The 21488-nt window shown below is 52.6% G+C and carries 15 protein-coding genes and 1 riboswitch; of the genes, 1 reads left to right on the top strand and 14 read right to left on the bottom strand.

Going from position 1 to position 21488, the window contains the following annotated elements; genetic code table 11:
* Nucleotides 1-48: 48 nt before the first annotated feature.
* From NST69_RS07515 to metA, 11 genes are all read right to left on the bottom strand, one after another.
* On the bottom strand, nt 49-1089 hold the full coding sequence (locus NST69_RS07515) for a sensor histidine kinase (protein WP_342548904.1): 1041 nt from the start codon (nt 1087-1089) through the stop codon (nt 49-51).
* On the bottom strand, nt 1090-2169 hold the full coding sequence (gene liaF / locus NST69_RS07510; RefSeq protein WP_342548903.1) for a cell wall-active antibiotics response protein LiaF: 1080 nt from the start codon (nt 2167-2169) through the stop codon (nt 1090-1092).
* A gap of 265 nt (nt 2170-2434) precedes the next feature.
* Entirely contained in the window at nt 2435-2581 is a 147-nt protein-coding gene (locus NST69_RS07505; protein ID WP_342548902.1) for a hypothetical protein, read from the bottom strand.
* Between the two features lie 132 nt (nt 2582-2713).
* Nucleotides 2714-3472 carry a 3D domain-containing protein gene (locus NST69_RS07500; protein ID WP_342548901.1) on the bottom strand — a complete coding sequence of 253 codons (759 nt, stop codon included), beginning with the start codon at nt 3470-3472 and terminating at the stop codon, nt 2714-2716.
* A gap of 114 nt (nt 3473-3586) precedes the next feature.
* Nucleotides 3587-5524, bottom strand: a complete 1938-nt coding sequence (gene thrS, locus NST69_RS07495; protein WP_342548900.1) for a threonine--tRNA ligase — start codon at nt 5522-5524, stop codon at nt 3587-3589.
* A gap of 456 nt (nt 5525-5980) precedes the next feature.
* Nucleotides 5981-6154 carry a toxin-antitoxin system HicB family antitoxin gene (locus tag NST69_RS07490; protein ID WP_036722388.1) on the bottom strand — a complete coding sequence of 58 codons (174 nt, stop codon included), beginning with the start codon at nt 6152-6154 and terminating at the stop codon, nt 5981-5983.
* A gap of 13 nt (nt 6155-6167) precedes the next feature.
* Nucleotides 6168-7010: an SPFH domain-containing protein gene (locus NST69_RS07485; protein ID WP_342548899.1), complete on the bottom strand. Its 843-nt coding sequence runs from the start codon at nt 7008-7010 to the stop codon at nt 6168-6170.
* A gap of 150 nt (nt 7011-7160) precedes the next feature.
* Nucleotides 7161-11531: a bifunctional 2',3'-cyclic-nucleotide 2'-phosphodiesterase/3'-nucleotidase gene (locus NST69_RS07480; RefSeq protein ID WP_342548898.1), complete on the bottom strand. Its 4371-nt coding sequence runs from the start codon at nt 11529-11531 to the stop codon at nt 7161-7163.
* A 494-nt stretch (nt 11532-12025) separates the two neighbouring features.
* Nucleotides 12026-13162, bottom strand: a complete 1137-nt coding sequence (mqnC, locus tag NST69_RS07475) for a cyclic dehypoxanthinyl futalosine synthase (protein WP_339254980.1) — start codon at nt 13160-13162, stop codon at nt 12026-12028.
* 230 nt (nt 13163-13392) lie between these two features.
* Nucleotides 13393-14559: an aminotransferase class I/II-fold pyridoxal phosphate-dependent enzyme gene (locus tag NST69_RS07470; RefSeq protein ID WP_036722449.1), complete on the bottom strand. Its 1167-nt coding sequence runs from the start codon at nt 14557-14559 to the stop codon at nt 13393-13395.
* A gap of 48 nt (nt 14560-14607) precedes the next feature.
* Nucleotides 14608-15525, bottom strand: coding sequence for a homoserine O-succinyltransferase (gene metA / locus NST69_RS07465; protein WP_339254979.1), 918 nt, complete (start codon nt 15523-15525; stop codon nt 14608-14610).
* A gap of 116 nt (nt 15526-15641) precedes the next feature.
* A riboswitch (SAM riboswitch) is annotated at nt 15642-15773 on the bottom strand.
* Between the two features lie 526 nt (nt 15774-16299).
* Between metA and corA the strand changes: the two genes are divergently transcribed.
* Nucleotides 16300-17235: a magnesium/cobalt transporter CorA gene (gene corA / locus NST69_RS07460; protein ID WP_209873045.1), complete on the top strand. Its 936-nt coding sequence runs from the start codon at nt 16300-16302 to the stop codon at nt 17233-17235.
* Nucleotides 17236-17405: 170 nt separating this feature from the next.
* Here the strand turns inward: corA and NST69_RS07455 are convergent, their stop codons facing one another.
* The 3 genes from NST69_RS07455 to NST69_RS07445 form a co-directional block, all read right to left on the bottom strand.
* Entirely contained in the window at nt 17406-18422 is a 1017-nt protein-coding gene (locus tag NST69_RS07455; protein WP_342548897.1) for an HRDC domain-containing protein, read from the bottom strand.
* A 169-nt stretch (nt 18423-18591) separates the two neighbouring features.
* Nucleotides 18592-19473, bottom strand: coding sequence for an ROK family protein (locus NST69_RS07450; protein ID WP_051477785.1), 882 nt, complete (start codon nt 19471-19473; stop codon nt 18592-18594).
* A gap of 424 nt (nt 19474-19897) precedes the next feature.
* A complete protein-coding gene (locus NST69_RS07445; RefSeq protein ID WP_339257385.1) occupies nt 19898-21487 on the bottom strand; it encodes a cobyrinate a,c-diamide synthase in 1590 nt (529 codons plus the stop codon).
* Nucleotide 21488: the final 1 nt, after the last annotated feature.

Genomic DNA, 21488 nt, shown 5'->3' with positions numbered 1-21488 from the left:
ACATTGTATAAGCATGATACAGCTCCAGCTTCATCACCGCTGAGCCCCTCAAGCTTCTTCAGAACCGGCCTCAGTCCCTTGGACAAACTTTGGAATATGTACGCGGATCGTCGTTCCCGCTCCCCTCCGGCTGATAATCTCGACCTGACCGCCCAGCTTTTCAGCCCGCTCACGCATCGTGGTCAGACCGTAGGACCCCTGCTTATGCTGCACATGCTCGAAGCCCTGCCCGTCATCGCTGATGCTCAGCACCACCTGGCGCGGCACCTCCCGCAGGGACAGACTGACCACCCGTGCACCGGCATGCTTCACGATATTCGCCATCGACTCCTGAATAATCAGGAACAGCTGATGCTCAATCGCTTCGGACAGCTCACCCTGAAGCTCGAGCTCCTTCACCCCTTTGAGCCCGTTCTGGCGGCAGTAATCCGGGAACCACTTCTCCAGTGCCTCGAACAGATTACGTCCCTCCAGCTCTACCGGACGCAGCTGTGCGATCAGCGCCCTCATCTGCTTTTGCGCCATCTGGGACATACTGATCAATTGATCCATCACCGTCTGCCCGTGCTCGGCGCTGCGTTCAAGCACTTTAGGCAGCGAGGAGGCGGACATGTGAATAGCGAACAGCTGCTGGCTCACCGTATCATGCAGATCCCGGGCCATACGCCTGCGCTCTTCCAGTACCGCACTCTCCGCTGCCTTTTCCTTCTCAATAACTTCCTGTTCTCCGAGCTGCTGGAGCCGCTTCATCTTCTTCTCGACCGTATCCATCATGATGTTGAACTCATGGTAGACACGTGCGAAAGACTGGTCCTCGCTCTCCGGCATCCGCACCGACATATTGCCCTTAGCCACCTGCAGCATATTCAGATCCAGATGATCGATCCGCCGCTGAATCCGCTGACCGGCGATGTAGCCGATGATGACTGTGAATAGTACAATGCCCAGACACAGGTAGATCCACATCCGGGTATCCACCACCTGAATATAGCCCAGGCATGTCCCGGCATACATCAGCCCCGCTGTCACCCCGCCGCTAAGCAAGAAATACACCAGCAGCATCCACTTGGTATTACTGAAGATCCCCATTTAACCCACCGTTTTAACTTTAACGTCACCGATGAAGCAGCTGACGTTGATACGGACCTTTTTGCCCGATTCCTTGTAATACGGCGTCTTGCACTGCACATTACTCATGAACCCGCTGCGCGACTGCTCAAGCACCTGCATATCACCGATGAACGAACTGCCATTTACAGACACACCCAGATCCATATCATCTGGAATGTATACCTTAATGTCGCCGACAAAAGCAGAGATATTAATCTTGGTCTCGCCGTAAGGAATCTGCGCATTGGTCAGATCCAGCACCGTATCCCCGATGAATTGCGAAATATTGGTCCGCTTCAGTTGAAAATGCTCCTTGCCCATATGCACATCACCGATAAAAGCCGAGCGGTTCGTCGCGTCCTTATCATTCCCGGAATCCTGGAACTCCTCATGCCATTCGCCATGACGGCGGGCATGCCGTTCCTGACGCTCCTGACGTCTGCGCTCCTGGCGCTCCTGCTTCTCCTGCCAGCGGGTATCTGCCGAGGCATGCAGCGGGTTACCGTCTGCGTCTTCCTCATTCTTATGCAGATAATCATTCCAGTTCCGGTCCGCGCTGCCAGCCGGCTTGCCGAATTTCTGCTCGAACTGCTGATCGAGCGTAGATTCGAGCGGAGCGGGCGGCGCTGTATCCAGCGGACTCTTACCGGGTCCAGGCGGGTAGTAGCCGGGCGGTGAAGGCGGTGCCGGAGGTATAGGCGGAGTGTTGCGCCGCGGTCTGAAAATGACGGATAATCCGCCGCCGATCAGCATGACCGGAATCAGCATTTTGAAGAAGTCGCTTGCCGAATAGTAGAACCAGTCTAAATTCCGTCCCAGGAAAAATACACCGATCGCCAGATATATAAATCCGCCGAGTGTTGCAGAGAATCTTGAACGCTCCTCATCCGGGGCCAAAAACCGTTGTACGCCCATCACGATCAGAATAACCGGCCAATAGGTGGAGATCAGTGAGCCCAGACTGAAATCCGTGTAGCCCATCTGCCGGAGCAGAAACATTCCCCCAATACCGATGAGGAGCAGGCCTCCGAGTACCTGGCTGGTGAACCTTCGTTTCATAATGTCATCCCCCTTGTCGTAAATACAACTCTTCCTTAGTAAACATTTATAACCTTAGTCTACAGGAAGAATGCGGCAGAGAACAGCGGCGTAAGAAGGAACCGTATCTCAGTCTCCAGACCGAGACAACTGGAATATTAAGTAAGATTATAGCTGCATAAAATAACCCCACAATCATATAAATTCAAAAAAAGCTGCCCTCCAGCCCGTAATCCGGACATGGCAGGACAGCTTGTTGCTTCAGGAGCTTACCGGGAACCCAGCATTACTGCTGCGGTTTCTGAGCCGGCTTGGCAATAGAATTGCCGCTTTGCTTAGTGGCGCCGTCATTTTCAACAGCGAACTCTGCATTGTATTTTTCATTTGGTGTTTTGTAATTTTCCTGTACCTTCGGTTTCTTGGAATTGGCCACGAGAATCACCTCCCTATTGTATCGGAAGAAGCAAGTATTTGCCCCAGTCGATATTATGGGAAGCAGCCCGCTGTATTATGCATGCTCACGTGAAAATAAATTCAAACTCCCGGATGTCCGCCGTAAGCATCCCTAAATAGCTTCTTCCAGCAAATATTGCGGAACCGCATTATAGGTCTGAATGGCATGGCCAAGACTCTTCAGCATACTTTCCGTGCATTTGCCGTCGCCGCGCTTGATCACTTGAACCACAACCGACTTCTTGCCCCATTCCTTGTAGACCTGCTTGGTGGTGCTGAAGTAGAGATCGATCTTGCGCCCTTTGATTGCCGATCCGGTATCGGCCACAATTCCATATCCATAACCCGGTATATATAAAATACTTCCCAGCGGCAGCACCTTCGGGTCCGCTGCAATCGTGGATACCGCATTCTTGTCCCGCCGTACCTTCACTCCTGAATACGTAATCCCGTACTCCGGATGCTTAGCGGTCTTGCCGGTGGATTCGTATCCGGCTGTATAGCCGGTCGCCATTACTTTCAGCGAGGTGATAATCTGCTCTGGAGCCGGAGCGGCTACCGGTACCGAGCCGGGTGCTTTGACAGCATTCTTAGGCTTAGCTGCCTGTACCTCTGGCTTAGCAGCTTTGTCTGCAGCATCCGGCTGTACGGCTCTTGAAGAGCCTCCAAGACGGGATGCTGAGCCTGCCTGCTGAGGATCAACGGGTGACTGCTTCTGTATGCTGCTTCCATGCTGCCCTGCAGTGTCCTCCATCCCTCTCGCCTGGGCTGACTTACGCGCGTAATCCGGGAAGATCCCGGCAGCGGTCAGCATAAGGACGATCGTGACGAAAAGACACCAAAACCTCTGGTATAAGCCCATTTTGTTCATTAGTTAAACCCTCCCCATAGTACGAGGGTTTCCCGATTCACAAAACTTTATACATGACACCGCGCCATAGCGGTCTCATGAGGCTTATAACAGAGGTTCAGTAATCAGACTGAATTAAATTACACGTCCGGCAATTTCCTGTGCAAGTGAATCAATCGCTTCCTGCAGAGGTTGGGCACCGATATCCCCTTCACCGCGTTTACGGATTGCTACGCTGCCCGCGTTCATCTCGTTCTCGCCGACCACGAACATGTACGGCAGCTTCTCGAGCTGAGCTTCACGGATCTTGTAGCCCATCTTCTCATTGCGTAAATCCACTTCCGCACGGATGCCGCTGCGCAGCAGCTTCGCTTCCACTTCCTTCGCATAGTCGTCGAAGGCTGACGATACAGGAATAATCTTCACCTGCTGCGGAGACAGCCAGAGCGGCAGTGAACCGGCAAAGTTCTCCAGCAGGAAGGCTACGAACCGTTCCATCGTTCCCAGAATCCCGCGGTGCAGGACAACCGGACGGTGCTTCTGGCCGTCGTCGCCGACATATTCCAGCTCAAAGCGTTCCGGCAGCAGGAAGTCAATCTGTACGGTCGAGAGTGTCTCTTCTTTGCCGAGTACAGTTTTAATCTGCACATCGAGCTTCGGACCATAGAAGGCTGCTTCGCCTTCGGCTTCGTAGAACGGCAGGCCGGCTTCTTCGACTACCTCACGCAGCATACGCTGTGCAGTCTCCCACATCTCGTCGTTGGCATAATATTTCTCAGTATCCTTAGGATCACGATAGGACAGGCGGAACCGGTAATCTTCAATCCCGAAGTCGCTGTATACCTGCTTAATCAATTCCAGCACGCGGATGAACTCGCCCTTGATCTGGTCCAGACGGCAGAAGATATGTGAGTCATTCAGCGTCATGGAACGCACGCGGTGCAGACCAGTCAAGGCTCCTGACATTTCATAACGGTGCTGAATCCCAAGCTCAGCAATACGGATCGGCAGATCGCGGTAGCTGTGCATCGAGCTCTTGTAGATCATCATATGATGCGGGCAGTTCATCGGGCGCAGCACGAACTCTTCGTTATCGATAGTCATCTTAGGGAACATATCTTCCTGATAGTGCTCCCAGTGCCCGGAAGTCTTGTACAGCTCTACGTTCCCCAGTACAGGAGTGTAGACATGCTGGTATCCGAGGCTTGCTTCCAGATCGACAATATAACGCTCCAGAATACTGCGCAGCTTCGCGCCCTTAGGCAGCCAGATCGGCAGGCCTTGTCCAACTAACTGGTTGAAGGTGAAAATCTCCAGCTCCTTGCCCAGCTTCCGGTGGTCGCGCTTCTTCGCTTCCTCCAGCAGGCGCAGATGCTCATCCAGCTGTGCCTTTTTGATCCAGGCTGTGCCGTAGACACGCTGCAGCATCTTATTCTTGCTGTCCCCGCGCCAGTAAGCCCCGGCCACATTCATAAGCTTGAATACCTTGATCTTGGCCGTAGACGGCAAATGCGGGCCACGGCAGAGGTCGAAGAATTCGCCCTGCTCATAGATCGTGATGACACTGTCTTCCGGCAGGGCTTCAATCAGCTCCAGCTTGTAAGGATCACCCAGCTCGCCGAAGCGCTCCAGTGCTTCCCCCCGGCTGACCTCATGCCGGACAATCGGCAGATTCTCCGAGACGATGCGGTCCATTTCCTTCTCAATCTTCAGCAGATCCTCGGGATTGAGCGGATGCTCCAGGTCCATATCATAATAGAAGCCGTCTTCGATCACAGGACCGACTCCAAGCTTCACTTCCTTGGTGCCGAACAGGCGTCTTACCGCCTGCGCCATCAGGTGGGCTGTACTGTGGCGCATCACTTCAAGACCTTCCGACGAATCAAGAGTTACGATCTCTACCAGATCGCCTTCCTGCAGCGGTGTTGACAGGTCTACGATAATCCCGTTGAGCTTGCCTGCTGCGGCGTTCTTGCGCAGTCCGCTGCTGATAGAGGCGGCTACATCATCAATGCTGCTACCGTCTGCGTATTCCCGGACCGATCCGTCCGGAAGCTTAATATTTACTGACATGATTACTTCCTCCTAAGGTTTGTTGGGCTATACTTCCTTGAACTCTTCACACAAAAAACACCCGTCCCGCAAAGGGACGAGTGATTGCACCCGTGATTCCACCCAAATTCGATCTATCCTTGCAGCAGCTGCTTATGCTTCACTGCAGAATATAATCCTTCGTTAGCATGGGGATAACGGCCATGAACCGGCGGTTCTTACTATCCGTTAAGGTTCCGGAGTACGGAAGCCGTCAGGGGTTCATAACCGCAGCTACAAAGGGGTAAACCGACAGCCGGTACCGGAGGAAGTTGCAGCCTGAGGCTTCCTCTCTCTGAAACGGTCCAAAGCAAGTGGTTCATATCTTCGTCAACGCTGATAACATGAATTAAGGCAATTATAAATCTCAGCTTATCTTCCGTCAAGCGCAAAACGGCTGTCCGTCTTCAGGCCAGAAGGGCCGCCGCCCCGGGCAGATTATTCTTCTTCCCGGCGTTTTTTAACCGGCAAGCGGCCTGCACGCTTCAAAGACTCACGCAGCAAATATTCGATATGTCCGTTTACGCTGCGAAACTCTTCTCCCGCCCAGCGTTCCAGCGCTTCGTGCAGCTCGGGATCGATCCGCAGCGGAAAGCTTTTTTTGGCCGCCATAATATTACCGCCTTTAGTACAACGAGCCGGCATTGATTACCGGGCTCGCGCCGCGCTCAGACACAATCGCGACCATCAGATTATTGATCATTGCTGCCTTGCGCTCTTCATCCAGTTCAACTACACCGCTCTCCTTAAGCTGACGGATCGCCATATCGACCATGCTGACAGCCCCCTCCACAATGATCTGGCGGGCGGACAGAATGGCCGAAGCCTGCTGGCGCTGCAGCATCGTGCTGGCAATCTCGGTAGAGTAAGCCAAGTGGGTCAGCCTGGCTTCAATGACCTCTACACCTGAAAGGGACAAGCGTTCCTGCAGCTCTACGGCAAGCTCTTTGGCAATTTCATCAGCATTGGCCCGCAGGGACATGCCGGTCTCATTGAAGTTATCGTAAGGGTACTTACTCGCCACATGACGCAGTGCTGTCTCACTCTGAATTTCCACAAATGCCATATATTTATCTACATCGAACAGCGCTTTGGCGGAATTAACGACCTTGAACACAATCACCGCAGCAATCTCAATCGGATTACCTTCCACATCATTGACCTTCAGCTTCACGCTGTTGAAGTTGCGGACCCGGAGAGATACCGTCTTACGGATGCTGAACGGAATGACCGCGAACAGTCCGCTTGCTGCAATAGTGCCCACATATTGGCCGAAAAAAGTCACTACCACCGACTTGTTAGGCTGAACCACGGATATACTGGTGCTCAAAATGAACGCCGCTACGAACAGGATAACAGGCAATGCCACATATTCCTGAATCGCACCATAAATCCCGCCGCCGATACAAATGGCAATCAGAGCGATGACCCAAAAACCGCTGACCGGATGCAAAATTTTCTCTTTCATAAAGCCGCCTCCATTAGATATGTATTTGATATGATTATGATATCACTTTTGGATACAATTGTAAACCAAAAAAGGCCCGCGCTATTTCAGCACGGGCCTTCTCTCTGGTTGATTATCATTTCATGATCACATGATGATGAAACTTTAAACTTATGAAGCTTTGTTCTCCAGCATACGGAAGATAATGACCGCAGCCTGGGCACGGTTAGCCATACTCTTCGGTGCGAACTGCTTGGCATCGACTCCGTTGACGATACCAATCTGAGTCAGCTGTGCTACTGCCTGCTGGGCGTAAGGGGCAATCTTTGCCTTATCCGTGAATTTGTTCAACGTTGCAGCGTCTACCGGCTGCAGCTGACCTTTGAGGGCATTCGCGATCATAATCGCCATTTCCTCACGGGTAATCTCACGTCCCGGCTCGAATTTACCGTTGCCGGAGCCTTTTACAAGACCTGCATTGACAGCCGCAGCAATTGTATCGGAGTACCAGACTCCCTGCTTCACATCGCTGAATGTCGCAGGTGAAGCCGAATTGCTCAAATCAAGTGAACGAACCAGCATGGTTACGAATTCTGCGCGGGTTACACTTTTCATTGGTGCAAAGCTTGTGCCGTCCATTCCTTTGATAATGCCTTTGGCTGCCAATGCATTAATGGCATCTGCGGCCCAGGCTACCTTGCCCAGATCCTTGAAGGCTACAACAGGTACAGCCGGGCTTGGCGTTGGAGCTGCTGTTGCCGCAGGTGTAGCTGCCGGACTTGGAGTGGCCGAAGGCGAAGCCGTTGGCTTCGGTGTTGCAGTTGTAGCCGGTCCAGGGTTACCAGGGTTCGGATTAACCGTTCCAGGGTCTTTCTCTACATTAGTGATCCGGCCTTCAATGGCAGCAGTGATCGCCCCGCCGTTGAATGTGTCCCTAATGTATTCATAGAATACATCCAGGTCAATCGGTCCGGCCAGCGAGGCGCTTGCCTCAGTCAATACCTTGTAATTGTCGCCGCCCGCAGCCATGAAGTTATTGACTACAGCCGTGTAGCTCTTCGACATTTCAATAGGTGTTCCGTCAGCCTTAGTCAGGTTAGCCACACGCTCTGCAACCGGCAGATACATGTTCGCTGTATATTTCAGCCCTGAGATTTGCAATGTCTTCGTGTCTGCGGTGCCGTCAGCCTTAACAGCCCATTGCTGCTGCAGCAGGGTCTTGATCTGTTGACCAGTCAGGGTCAGCTTCACCAGCGTGTTGCCGAACGGCTGGATCTTCGCCAGATCTCCGAACGCTACATTGCCTTTCGGAAGATCCGCACGGATACCGCCCGGGTTCATGAAGGCGAAATCAGCAGGATTTTTCTCGCCCTCTTTGAAGATAGCATGTCGCATCGCATCTGCAATCAGGTTACCCAATGCTGATTCCTTAGTGTAGGCATCTGTACGGGTTATTGTACCGTCAGTAGTTCCTACAGGCTTGGTTAGTTCAGGGTGCCGACTCAGATAGTAGTCCACCAACGCCTTGGTTTCGGCATCCGGTGTGATTTTACTCTGAACCGTGCTCGTTACAGTAGCTGTTTTACTCTTCACTGTACCTGTAGCTCCGTCAATCACTAGCTTGATGTCTTCAAAAGCCGTTCCGTAAGAGTAAGCCTGAACGATCAGCTTACCGTTCACCGTATCATTGGCATAGCCATGATTGTCTCCGGCTACGATCACATCAACCGGGGAATTGGCAGGAAGCGCATTAGCCAGATCTACAGCTTCACCGGTGGATACATTCTTTTTGGTAACCGGATCAACCTTGGTTGTTGCCGGATCATGGGCAAGCACCACGATCGTCTTGACGCCTTGAGCATTCAGCTCGGCCGCATATTTCTCAATCGCCGCGACCTCTTCCTCGGCACTCAGGAATTTCACACCAGCTGTACCGGCTGGCGATACTTTGCTTGGCGTTGCTTTGGTCACAACTCCGATGAAGCCGATTTTCACGCCGCCAACTTCTTTTACAACATAAGGGGTGATAATAGGTTTGCCGGTGGTGCTGTCTACTGCGTTGGCATTGATATAATCGAAATCTGCGCCATTATGGTCGACCTTCTCGTTCTTAGGGTCCTTGCCGCCATAGATTTGAGCCTTCATCGCCTCAACACCTTGGTCAAACTCATGGTTCCCCAGGGTGCCGACGTCGAACTTCATGAGGTTCATCCATTCCATCGTAGGCTTGTCCCGTTCCAGCGAAGATACCGGAGCGGATGCGCCCACAGAGTCGCCGTTGTGGAACAGCAGCGAATGCTCATATTTGGCACGGGCTTCCTTCAAATAAGCAGCAAGTGTAGCCGCTGTGCCTACAGCTTCACCATTCACCACCGAGGTAGTGTCCAGTTGGCCGTGGAAGTCATTAATGCCCAGCAGATGGACTTCAACATCTCCCGTTGGGGTTGGAGGAGCTTTTTTCAAGTTAAGGTTGTAGATCTCAAAGCCTCTTACATCTGTAGTACCCGTAGCCGTAATGTTGGCAGGAGCGACCGCTGCTGCTCTAGGTGAAGACGGGAACGTTACAGTGACATTCCCTTCGATAGGAGCAATCGACCAGTTGTTGTCTGCGGTAGGATCAACGGTCCCCGCTTCCTTGATGTAATCCATCAGCACCTGGCGGTTCTCCATTTGGGAATCAATAATCATTTTCGCTTCTTTGACACCTGGGAAGTTACCCCCGCCGCTTGCACGGTAGTTGTTGGTAACGACCACGAAGTCCTGATCCATGACCAGTGGCTTATCGCCATAGGTGATGGAGGTTACCCGGCTGGAGGATTTATCGTTGATGCTTCCATCAGGCTTGTACTTGGCATTGCGGGTGACATCAAGCGTATATTGGATGCCGTCAATCACATCGAAATTGTACACAGCAAATGCTGAATTTAACAGAGATTGCGGTGTAGAGATGGACGGCTTGATGCGGTTGAACGCTCCTGCACTCATCTCTACCCATTCTTTGACGGTCGAACCTTTCACTACAATCGCCTTAAGCGTATTGTCATACAGATACAGATCGCTTGCACTGGCTATTGTAAGGTCGCCCTTCTTGATATCTGTATACTCTTCAGGGCCGTTGCGTCCAGCCTTGAACGGTGCACCAACGCTCAGGATCGGCAAGTTTCTGTAGCCGGCCAGATTCTCGTTCGTATGAATTAAGTTAGATACATACTGCTGCTGGGCATAGGTTACGAGCTGGACTGTCGGATCATCCTGTACCATAGCAAAATAGCTGTTCATCGGCGCAGAAGTTACACCAAGCGGCTGATTCACGTAATCAATCGTAGCTTGATGTGCCGCTCCGGCAAGATCATCGATAGCGGTGTCAACGGCAGCGCCAGCAATAGAGCGCGTAGAAGCCTTGGAAGCTGCTTTGTCTACTGCCCATTTGCCGCTGCTGCTCTGGGCGATTTTCAGATCGATAAGGCCCAGGTAACCTCCGCCATAGCCCGCTTGTACTGCCGGAGTGCCATTAATATGGCCGTTGAGGTTGTCTACCTTGGCTACATCATTATTGTAAGGGAGTTTGGTGGATGGATCTTTGAAGGAAGCATCCAGCTTGCTGTCATCCCCGTTCGTCGGGAATACCTTGTGGGTATGCGAGAAGGTAATGGCATCGATGCCAGGTACCTTGCTCAGCAGGTTAATAACATTCTCTGCTCCAGTTCCTTCTGCAGCAGCAGCGTCGAACCCGGAATGAGTCATGGCGACGATAACGTCCGCACCAGCCGTCTTCATTTCAGGAACAAACTTCTTCGCCGTTTCCACAATATCTTTGGCAATAACGTTTTTCTCCAGGTTTACCTTGTCCCACTCCATGATTTGCGGAGTAACCAGACCCAGGAGGCCGACTCTAATGGTAACGGTGTTGCCGTTGCTGTCCTTTACCTCTTTATCGATGATTTTATAAGGTTCAAATGTATTATTATTATCGGACACATTATAAATATTTGCATTCACATAAGGGAACTTCGCTCCCGTAGACTCCTTATAAGTTGCGCTGCTTACATTGCCTTTAACTGTCCGGTCCAGATAATCCAAACCATAATTGAACTCATGATTGCCGAAGGTTGCTGCATCATAACCCATGAGGTTCATAGCTGCGATGATCGGATGAATCTGGTCTTCGCTAGTCCTGAAATCAGACACTTGGGCCATATACGTTCCCAGCGGTGTTCCTTGAATTAAATCGCCATTATCCAGCAAAAGGTTGTATTTCCCCTCTGCGTCATTGCGTGCAGCCTTTACTAAGGTTGAAGTACGGTCCAGACCTACAGTCGCGGAGGCGGCACCCTTGAAATAGTCCCATCCATATACGTTCGTATGAACATCAGTCGTGCTCATCAAGCGTAAATTAATGGTTCCCGGATTAATCACCGGAGAAGCCTCCGCCTTTCCTGCCGCCAGCACAGGAACATTGAATACTCCGCCCAGCATCTGTGCTGCCAGAACTGTGGTAGCCAATAAAGAAGCTATCGGCTTGTTCCATCTTCTCTCTCCCATAAATCTAATTTCCTCCCTGTGATTGCTATATTATTCTACCACTGTCCGAAAAATTGTATCATAGCCTTCCCTATGAATCTATCAAATTCCATTAACTCTTATGAATTGTTGTGTAAAATCTCACATTATTTCAGCGTTTTTTGTAAAATATAACGATTAATTTTTACAACTCTATGACAAAACAACAACAAGTCATCCTAACGGATGGCTAGGATTACCTGCCTGCGAGCACAATGTATGCTGTTTTCCGCATACATTCGGGCAATATGCCTGTGAGCGAGCACAATATATGTTGTTCTGCGAGTGAACACAATGTATGCTGTTTTTCATATACATTGGCTACATGACGCTGTAACGATTGCTCCACATTCAGCAACCAAGTCACTGTACGAATCATTCAAAGAGGAAATAATAGTTTCCAAAAAACATAACGGGGCTGCGCTACTTATATGTAGCACAGCCCCGTTATTGATCTGTTGGTGTATAGCTATATTCTAGTTCTGCATCACAAAATCATTATCAATCTTGACACTCGCATCCTCGAACGTGCGCAGGATGTCATAGCGCGTGTTGCGCTGCGCCGGGATCTTGCCCGCTTCGCGGATGAGCTGGGTGATCGACTCGATGTTGACCTTGTAGGTGGCGCCCGCCGAGGAGACTACGTTCTCCTCAATCATCGTGCTGCCGAAGTCATTGCAGCCGTATTGCAGGGAGAGCTTGCCTACTTCAGGCCCCATCGTTACCCAGGAGGACTGGAAGTTCTTGATATTGTCCAGCACCAGGCGGCTGATGGCTACGGTCTTCAGGTATTCCTCCGGGGTCTGGCGGTCCAGCTTCAGGTTCGTATTATCCGGCTGGAAGGTCCAGGAGATGAACGCCAGGAAGCCCTCGGAATCATATTTGTTCGCAATGCATTCGTCCTGGGCTTCACGGACACGCAGCAGATGCAGCGCCCGCTCTTCCATGCTCTCGCCCAGACCGATCACCATCGTGGCTGTTGTATTCATGCCGATCCGGTGTGCGGTCTGCATGACGTCCATCCACTCGCGCCAGGAGCCCTTGAGCCGGCTGATCTTGCGGCGGGTACGGTCATCGAGAATCTCTGCACCGCCGCCGGGCAGGGAATCGAGGCCCGCAGCATGGATCTCACGCATGACCTGCTCCAGCGGCAGGCCGGAGACCTCCACCATCTTCATAATCTCCGCCGGTGAGAAGGAATGCATCGTAATCTCCGGGAACCGCTGCTTGATGCCGCGCAGAATATCCGTATAATAGCTGAACGGCAGATTGGGATTCGTACCGCCCTGCATCAGAATCTCGGTTCCGTTTACGCTCATGGTCTCGGCAATCTTCTGGTAGATCGTCTCATCGGGAAGCACATAGCCTTCCTCCGAACCGGGTCTGCGGTAGAAGGCGCAGAATCGGCAATATACATCACATACATTGGTGTAGTTAATGTTGCGGCCGATGACGAATGTCGTCACTGGCTCCGGGTGCCAGCGCTTCATAATAATATCTGCGGCAGCGCCCATTTTCTCAATTTCATTGCTCTCGAATAATGTGACCGTATCTTCCAACTGAAGACGTTCACCCTTCAGTGCCTTATCCAGTATAAGATCGACTGCACTCACTGTTGACGGCCTCCTCTTCATCTATGAAGTCTATGAGATAAATACAATTTGAAATAAAAATAGTCCGTTCTCCCATCGTATCACAATCGGCTGTTCTTGAAAAATGTTTCGCTGCACAGGACCGAACAAATGCCCTTGTCCCAGGCAAATTAAACAGCAGCGCCCGAAGGCACTGCTGCTTGTACGTTCTGCGAATCTCGCATGCCGGGCAGGTCCGGCGGCGCATCGCCTTATTCCAGCTCGCTCCGGGCGGCCTCCAGGGCCTGCCCGAGATCGGCGATCAGATCATCTACATGCTCTATGCCGACAGAGAAGCGCAGCAGCCGGTCATCCACGCCGACCGCATCGCGGATTTCAGCCGGAATATCGGCATGGGTCTGTATCGCCGGATAGGTCATCAGCGATTCCACACCGCCCAGACTCTCGGCGAAGGCAATTAGCTTGATATGGCGGAGCAACGGCTCCACATAGCTGGCCTCTTTTACCTTGAAGGAGAAGATCCCGGTGTTGCCGGAGGACTGGCGGTTCTGAATGGCATAACCCGGATGGTCCGGCAGGCCCGGGTGGAAGACCTCGGCAATCGCCGGATGCTCCTGCAGATAACGGGCAATAGCCAGGGCGTTGCTCTCATGCCGCTCCATACGCAGGGCGAGGGTCTTCATGCCCTTCATCAGCTGGTAGCTGTCATTCGGCGCGAGCACGGCTCCCAAGGAGTTATGCAGGACAGCCATTTCAGCCGACAATTCTGCACCCTTGGTCACAATCAGCCCCGCCAGCACATCGTTATGCCCGCCCAGATACTTAGTCGCACTGTGAACCACGATATCTGCGCCAAGCTCCAGCGGGCGCTGGAAGAACGGGGTCAGCAGCGTATTGTCCACAATCGTGAGTAGCCCGTGACGGCGGGCCCAGGTACATACGGCTTCGACATCCGTAATCATCATCAGCGGATTGGTCGGTGTCTCAATGAATACAGCCTTCGTGCCCGGCTGGCGGGCCGCTTCCAGGCCATCCAGATCATTCGTATCTACATAGGAGGCGCTGATGCCGTATTTGGAGAGAATCCGTTCCAGCAGCCGGTAAGTACCGCCGTACAAGTCCAGCGATACAATGAGATGGTCCCCTTGTCCAAACAAGGTGAACACTGTAGTCAGTGCAGCCATACCGGAGGCACAGGCGAAGCCGGCATCCCCTGATTCCAGGGCCGCTGCCGCTTCTTCTAGGACAGAGCGGGTAGGATTTTTGGTGCGGATGTAGTCAAAGCCTGTACTCTGTCCAAGCCGCGGGTGACGGAAGGCCGTCGCATGATAAATCGGGTAATTAATGGCCCCGGTGGCGGGGTCCTCCATTGAACCAATCTGTGCCAGTCTGCTCTCAATTCTCAGTTTCTCATCCATCTCCATTGCCTCCTGATTAATTACTTCTATTAAGAATAAGTCAACCTCTTAGATAAATGCCCCGATATCGTAAGGAGTCTCCTGGTATACATAGTAATTGAGCCAATTAGCGAATAATAAGTTAGCATGGGCGCGCCAGACTGCCGGCGGTGTGCGTGTCGGATCATCCTTGGGATAATAGTGCTTCGGCAGGGCAACCTCCAGCCCCTTGGCGATATCCCGGTCATACTCCCATTTCAAGGAGAAGGGATCATACTCCGAATGTCCGGTGACAAAAATCTGCTTCCCGTCATGCGTAGCCACCAGGTACACCCCGGCTTCCTCGGATTCTGCCAGAATCTGCAGCTCCGGGTTCTGCTCAATATCTTCACGGGAGACGTCGGTATGGCGGGAATGCGGAACATGGAACACTTCATCGAAGCCGCGCAGCAGCTTGACATTATTATGGCTCATTGTATGCGGAAACACTCCAAAGCATTTGTCCGGCAGACTCACCTTGCGCACGCCGAAGTGATGATACAGCCCTGCCTGCGCCGCCCAACAGATGTGCATGGTCGAGGTTACATTGTGCTTGCTCCACTCAAAAATCACTTTCAGCTCTTCCCAGTAGTTGACATCCTCGAACTCCAGCTGTTCTACGGGAGCGCCGGTTACAATCAAGCCGTCGAACCGGCGGTGGCTGATCTCATCAAAGGTTTTGTAAAAGCTCTTCAAATGCTCTGCCGAAGTATTCTTCGACGTATGGGAGCTGGGGTGCAGCAGAACAACATCCACCTGAAGCGGGGAATTCCCGATAAGGCGCAGCAGCTGGGTCTCAGTAGTTTCTTTGGTAGGCATCAGGTTCAGGATGGCGATCCGGAGAGGACGGATATCCTGATGGAAAGCCTGGCTTTCATCCATTACAAAAATATTCTCACCGGATAATACTTCTTTGGCCGGCAGGCTGTCGGGAATTTTGATAGGCATTGCTGTTCACTCCTTAACTGAAATGGGGTTCCACTTGGTGGTTCAACCTGAGGCAGGGTAGCGAAAAAAGACCTTTCCCGGGCGAGAAAGGTCATATCATGCAGTCATATGCGCCTCTCTCATCTGCCAGAGAACTTTCGCCGGACGAATAACGCCCTGCAAAGCTTCCGCAAGAATTAGCACCGTGCGTTCACACGCCGGTTGCCGGGTTTCATCGGGCTAGTCCCTCCACCTGCTCTTGATAAGATTTAGCTGTATTCAGTTGAATAACCTTAAGCATCTGAACGATGCTTTTTCTTAAATTTCACTTTAAATCATGAACCTCCTTTTCGTCAAGTCCATACAATGCTGAAGGGGCCTTATAACAGAAAACAATTTCTCTTGTAAGAGCCATATCCCGGCGTTATACTAGACAAGTGTTTCAACCAAGTGGAAACGGCTTTGCCGTCCCTTTAAAGGACGGTACCGTTTCAGCGAGAAATATAAGGATAAGGTATCGTGTGAAACCTATACATTCTTATATTTCAAAAAAAACGGCGAAAAGAAGAGGTGAGAGAACAATGGAAGGCGACCCGGGCTCGCGAATAAGCGTGCAGAATGAACAACCACACAGGATTAACATCAGCTTGCCGGCGGCGGGAGCCCTTTTTCTTCATGCTCTCGGACCGTCTTTTGGCCTTCGTCCATGATTGTACCACCGGCCAAGCTGATTTTTTCCGTGTGCTGAAATTAGCATACCCCTGGAGAAGACCAGGGACATAAGGAGTGAATCAGATGAAAATCCGGCTGGTGAATGCAGGGGTTTTTACGCCTATTGACAATATTGAAGAAACTTTAACCGCCCCTGCCGAGGGGTTCTACTGGATTGATGCGGATGTGGAGGACCTTGTAGAGCTTCAGCCTATATACGGCCTGCATGATCTGGCTGTGGAAGACTGTCTAAGTGAAGAGGATCAGCGTCCGAAGCTGGAGATTTATGAGAGTCATTACTTCATCGTGGTGAACAGCATCCGGTTCGATGATGAGGAAATCTTCCTGCGTGCGCTTAACGTATTCCTTGGCAGACATTTCATTATTACCGTTACGAAGCAGAAGATCCATGAGCTGCGTGTCCTGAAGCCCGTACTATGGGAGCAGGAGGTCAGTACGCCTGACCGCTTCCTGTATCTGCTGATTGACCTCGTTGTCGACAACTTCTTCTCGGTCGGTGACCGGATTGAAGCACGGATCGAGAAGCTGGAGGAAGACATCCTCATGCATACCAAGAAATCGCATCTGAGCGAGATCATCGGTCTGCGCAGTGAGATTCTCTGGCTGAAGAAGATGCTCGGCCCGCAGAAGGAAGTTATCAACACACTCAACAAGAAGGATCTTCGCCTAATCGACGATCAGCTGCAGAAGTATTTCAGCGATATTTATGAGAATGCGGTCAAGATCTCTGAGACCTTCGAAACATACCGCGATCTCATGGGCAACTTGCGCGAAGCTTATCAGTCCAGTATTGCGAACCGAGCCAATGAAATCATGCGTGTATTTACAGCAATTACTACCATATTCATGCCGCTGACCGTGATTACCGGAATCTACGGCATGAACTTTGACAATATCCCGGAGATCCACACCGAGTACGGCTACTATGGCGTCATTGCCGTTATGGTGACGCTAGGCTGCGGAATGCTAATTATCTTCCGTAAGAAGGAGTGGCTATGAAGCAGAGCGGACGAATACGAAGGACGAAGGCACCGTATACCCGGCTACCGGGACTCGGAGAGCCTTCGTCTTTTTGGTATGTCACCAGTATGTAATGCGTCTACGCCCATCAGGAGTTCTGTTCATCAGGACCGCAGATTGGGGCCGATGCAGGCCGACAGACTCAATAATTATTGAGGGGTAACTATCCCTAACGCCGCCGGATGCTCCCGCCGGAAGCGGATGCGGATCAGCCGCAGGCGTTCGTAATACAGATCAAGTCCGTCAGCAGGTACGAAGTTGTCGCCGTAGGCTTTGTAGAGGACAGGCTTCAGGAAGTTGTCGCCGATCAGTTCATAGGCTGTCCAAATATTGTTCTGTTCTTCGGGGCTCACCTCGCTCAGCTCCAGGGCAATAAGCTTCTCGGCCGAGTAGCCGTCCTTCTCCAGCTCCTCTACCACTTCAAGCACTTCACGGCGGGAAACTCCGCTAAGCACTCTGAGCTGCTCCATCCCCTGTCCCTCTTCAATCCCCTGTAATAGAACGCGCCGCAGTCTCAGCCGCTCCAGCTGCTTCTTGTACTTAAGCTCCTTCTGCTTATAGTGCCAGGATACGAAGCTCTCTTCGTCTATGGCATGATTCACCCAGCTTAGCGGAAAATCATGCTCACGCTCAGCCGCCGCGGTGATGCTAAGCCAGTCTGCACCATACTGTGAGACTTTGCCTTCACCCACACCCGGGAGCTGCAGCAGCTCCTCCTCCGTGCGGGGAAGAAATGCGCTGATCATGCGCAGCAGTCGGTTGCTGGCCAGGATATAAGGCGCCTTCCGCTCACTGGAGGCCTTCCCTCTGCGCCAGGAGCACAGCTCCTCGAAGATGGCTTCATTCCCGTATTGCTCACTGTAATACTGCAGCTTAAGCTGCTCCTGGCTGCGGCTGCTGAGGTTATCGTCATCATGAAATACCCCGTCAATCAGCGGGCGGTAGCCATCTCCCATCTTGACGGCAAGCTCGTGCCGGTATACACACAGCATCTCATTCCACGATCCGCCTTCATACCACAGGCTGTCGCCCGTCTCCTCTTCGCCGGAGAAATCACGCCAGCCAAGACGCCACTGACCCTCTTCCTCTCCAATCCACAGCTGGGCAAAATTCTCTTCGTCCACTCCTGATCTTCTGCACAAACGGTTCATAAATACGATCTGCATATGAATCCCTTCTTTCTTCGTCTTACAGTACGCATGAGCGCTCTGAACGCAAAAAAAAGCACCTCTCCCACGACATTCGTGAAAGAGGTGCTTCCTCTTAAATGCTATACTGTTAAAACCTAGAATACCATATATTACGTAACAGTCAATCTCTTTTTGACAAAATATCCTACTTGCGGTCTAAAGCCAGCTTGGCCAGACCCAGTGCGCCAGACAGACCAGCGTTATCTCCAAGCTGCGGAGGCACAATATAGCTGCCAATCTCTTCATTGAGCGCCGGATGCTGCACATATCCGCCGAGCAGCTCCTGCAGCTTGGCATGGATCAGCGGGAAGAGCTGGCTCTGCTTCATCACACCGCCGCCCATTACGATCTTCTGCGGCGAGAGGATCAGCACATAGTTCATAAGCGCATGAGCCAGATAGTGGGCCTCCATCGCCCAGGCCGGATGATCCGCAGGCAGCTCGCCCGCGGGCTTACCCCAGCGCTTGCCGATGGCCGGCCCCGCCGCCAGACCCTCCAGGCAATCGCCGTGATAAGGGCAAAAGCCTTCGTAGTGGTCCTCAGGATGACGACGGACCAGGATATGGCCCATCTCGGGGTGGGACAGCCCGTGAACGAGCTTCCCGCCTACCACAGCACCGGCACCAATCCCGGTGCCCACCGTGATATAGAGACAACTGTCCAGCCCTTGCGCTGCTCCCCAGGTGTACTCGCCCAGCGCTGCGCCGTTCACATCTGTATCAAAGCCGATCGGAACCCGGAATTGCTCCTCAACGGCTCCAACCAGATTATACCCGCCCCAATGCGGCTTCGGTGTGGTTGTAATATATCCATAGGTGGGGCTGCCGATAACAGGGTCAATCGGTCCGAATGAACCGATCCCGATAGCCTCCACTGATTTTCCGCTGAAATAATCCATTACCTGGCCCATAGTCTCCTGAGGAGTAGCCGTCGGAAAGCTCACCCGGTCGATAATCGTCCCGTCCTCATTCCCGATACCGCATACAAACTTCGTTCCCCCTGCTTCAATCGCTCCCAACAATTTCACTGCAGCGTTCCCCCTTCTCCTGATGCATCCATATGCTGTTGCTTCTGATAATTTCAATAGACTCCTGAGATACGATAAATACAATGATAGTTTCCTGCGCTGGAACTAGCCGGTTGACCAGTCCGAGCGCATTAATGAAGCGTTCTCTTGTCCTATTATACGTATCAAATATACGTATGACAAGCGGTTGACATACAGTATGAATAAGTGATTTGCTGATGAGGCTTAGGCCGCATTGAACGGGACGGGGGTAGTTGGATTTTCTACACTTGCTAATGAACGAATAGCCGATGCTAGAACAACAGTTGGAAAAACAACACTTAATGTTGCCCATTTTAGCCCAAGTAGCTAAAAGTAACATGAATAGATGTTGTTTTTCCACTTATCGCCACACATTTCGTTAGAATTAATAATTTAAGATACGTTATTCCACTTGTTGGTTGCGGGAGCCGGGAACATGCTGCTGCACAGCCTGTTTGCGGTCACGATAGGCCCGGCAGGCTGCTACAAGCCGGGCTGCTGCCGGAAGATGGGAGGCCAGATGGATATGAGCATAAGCAGCCATGATGCTTCCTCCGATGTAGCCTTCAGGCTGGCTCCCCCCTCTGCCCTTACTCTCATAGGCATAGGTCCGGGCTTCCCCGTCAGGATAGCTCATGACGGAGTAATGAAATTCATGGCCGCGCAGACGCTCGCCCTGCTTCAGCAGCAGACAGTCGTGAAGTGCCGTAACTTCACGATACCCGAGTGCCGCCCGGCGTTCCTGCATCACGGTATGCGCCGGAATGATCCCGGCCATCTCATGCACCGTGCCGGTGCGGTCGGTCAGACTGCGGGCCAGCACCATATAGCCGCCGCACTCCGCATACAGTGGCATTCCAGCGTCTGCGGCAGATCTCAGGCCGTCGAGGAATAGCTGGTTCGCGGCAATCACCGCCGCGAATTCTTCCGGGAAGCCGCCGCCGAGATAGATGCCGTCAGCTTCCGGCGGAATGCCTTCACCGCTGAGCGGGCTGAAGTACACCAGCTTAGCACCTTCACGTGCAAGCAGCTCCAGATTATCGGCGTAATAGAAATTGAACGCCGCATCCCGGGCTACGGCAATGAGCGGGCCAGGCCCCGCCGGGCCTGCCTGTGTCTTATGTATCTGAGCAGCGGGGTTACAAAGTTCAGCCGCATATGTAAGAGAGCGAACTTGCTGGTCCGGCATCTGCATGCAGGCAAGCAAGGCTTCTTGCTCCGGCGACACAGGCTGCCCCTGCACAGCAGGAGCGGCAGCCGCAAGCTCCAGCAGCCGTTCCAGATCCGTGCCTTGCTCCAGCATGTCGGCGGCACGCTCGAACAAGGGCGCAAGCTCCCCTCGCTCCACAGCGGGCAGCAGGCCCAGATGCCGCTCCGGGATGTCCAGCCCGCTGTCGCGGGGGAGCCAGCCAATCACGGGAATCCCGCAGGCTGCTTCAATGGCAGCCTTAACTAACCGGTAGTGACCCTCGCTGCCGCAGCGGTTCACCAGAACGGCGGCAATCTGCACCTGCGGCTCCAGCTGCCGGAAGCCCAGCACTATCGCCGCGGCACTGCGCCCCATGCTGCGGACATCGACCACCAGCAGCACAGGGCTGGCGGTCAGGATGGCGATCTCCGCCGTGGATCCGGTCAGTGCTGTGTCTTCCTTGCCGTCATACAACCCCATCACGCCCTCAATGACGGACAGGTCAGCATCCGCCGAGGCCTGCAGGAAATACTCCTGCAGATAGTCGCTTGAAGTCATCCAGGAGTCCAGGTTGCGCGAGGGATGGCCTGTGACCGCAGTGTGATAGGCGGGATCGATATAGTCAGGGCCGCATTTGAAGCCCTGAACCTTCAGGCCCCGCCGGGCAAAAGCGCGCATCAGCCCCAGTGTGACGGTTGTTTTGCCCGAGCCGCTGCCTGTGCCTGCGATGACCAGGCGGGGATGCGCCTGCGGCTCACGGGGGGCTGATCCAGGCTTTTTTTCATATCTGGCTGCATTCCTCAGC

This window comes from Paenibacillus sp. FSL P2-0089, assembly GCF_038595095.1.
In the GTDB taxonomy this organism is placed as follows: Bacteria; Bacillota; Bacilli; order Paenibacillales; family Paenibacillaceae; genus Paenibacillus_AQ; species Paenibacillus_AQ silagei.
This window is presented reverse-complemented; position numbering and strand designations above follow the sequence as displayed.

Coding starts and splice junctions, on each gene's coding strand:
- NST69_RS07515 (WP_342548904.1), bottom strand. CDS start 1,089: ATGGGGATCTTCAGTAATACCAAGTGGATGCTGCTGGTGTATTTCTTG.
- liaF (WP_342548903.1), bottom strand. CDS start 2,169: ATGAAACGAAGGTTCACCAGCCAGGTACTCGGAGGCCTGCTCCTCATC.
- NST69_RS07500 (WP_342548901.1), bottom strand. CDS start 3,472: ATGAACAAAATGGGCTTATACCAGAGGTTTTGGTGTCTTTTCGTCACG.
- thrS (WP_342548900.1), bottom strand. CDS start 5,524: ATGTCAGTAAATATTAAGCTTCCGGACGGATCGGTCCGGGAATACGCA.
- NST69_RS07490 (WP_036722388.1), bottom strand. CDS start 6,154: ATGGCGGCCAAAAAAAGCTTTCCGCTGCGGATCGATCCCGAGCTGCAC.
- NST69_RS07485 (WP_342548899.1), bottom strand. CDS start 7,010: ATGAAAGAGAAAATTTTGCATCCGGTCAGCGGTTTTTGGGTCATCGCT.
- NST69_RS07480 (WP_342548898.1), bottom strand. CDS start 11,531: ATGGGAGAGAGAAGATGGAACAAGCCGATAGCTTCTTTATTGGCTACC.
- NST69_RS07470 (WP_036722449.1), bottom strand. CDS start 14,559: ATGGATGAGAAACTGAGAATTGAGAGCAGACTGGCACAGATTGGTTCA.
- metA (WP_339254979.1), bottom strand. CDS start 15,525: ATGCCTATCAAAATTCCCGACAGCCTGCCGGCCAAAGAAGTATTATCC.
- corA (WP_209873045.1), top strand. CDS start 16,300: ATGAAAATCCGGCTGGTGAATGCAGGGGTTTTTACGCCTATTGACAAT.
- NST69_RS07455 (WP_342548897.1), bottom strand. CDS start 18,422: ATGCAGATCGTATTTATGAACCGTTTGTGCAGAAGATCAGGAGTGGAC.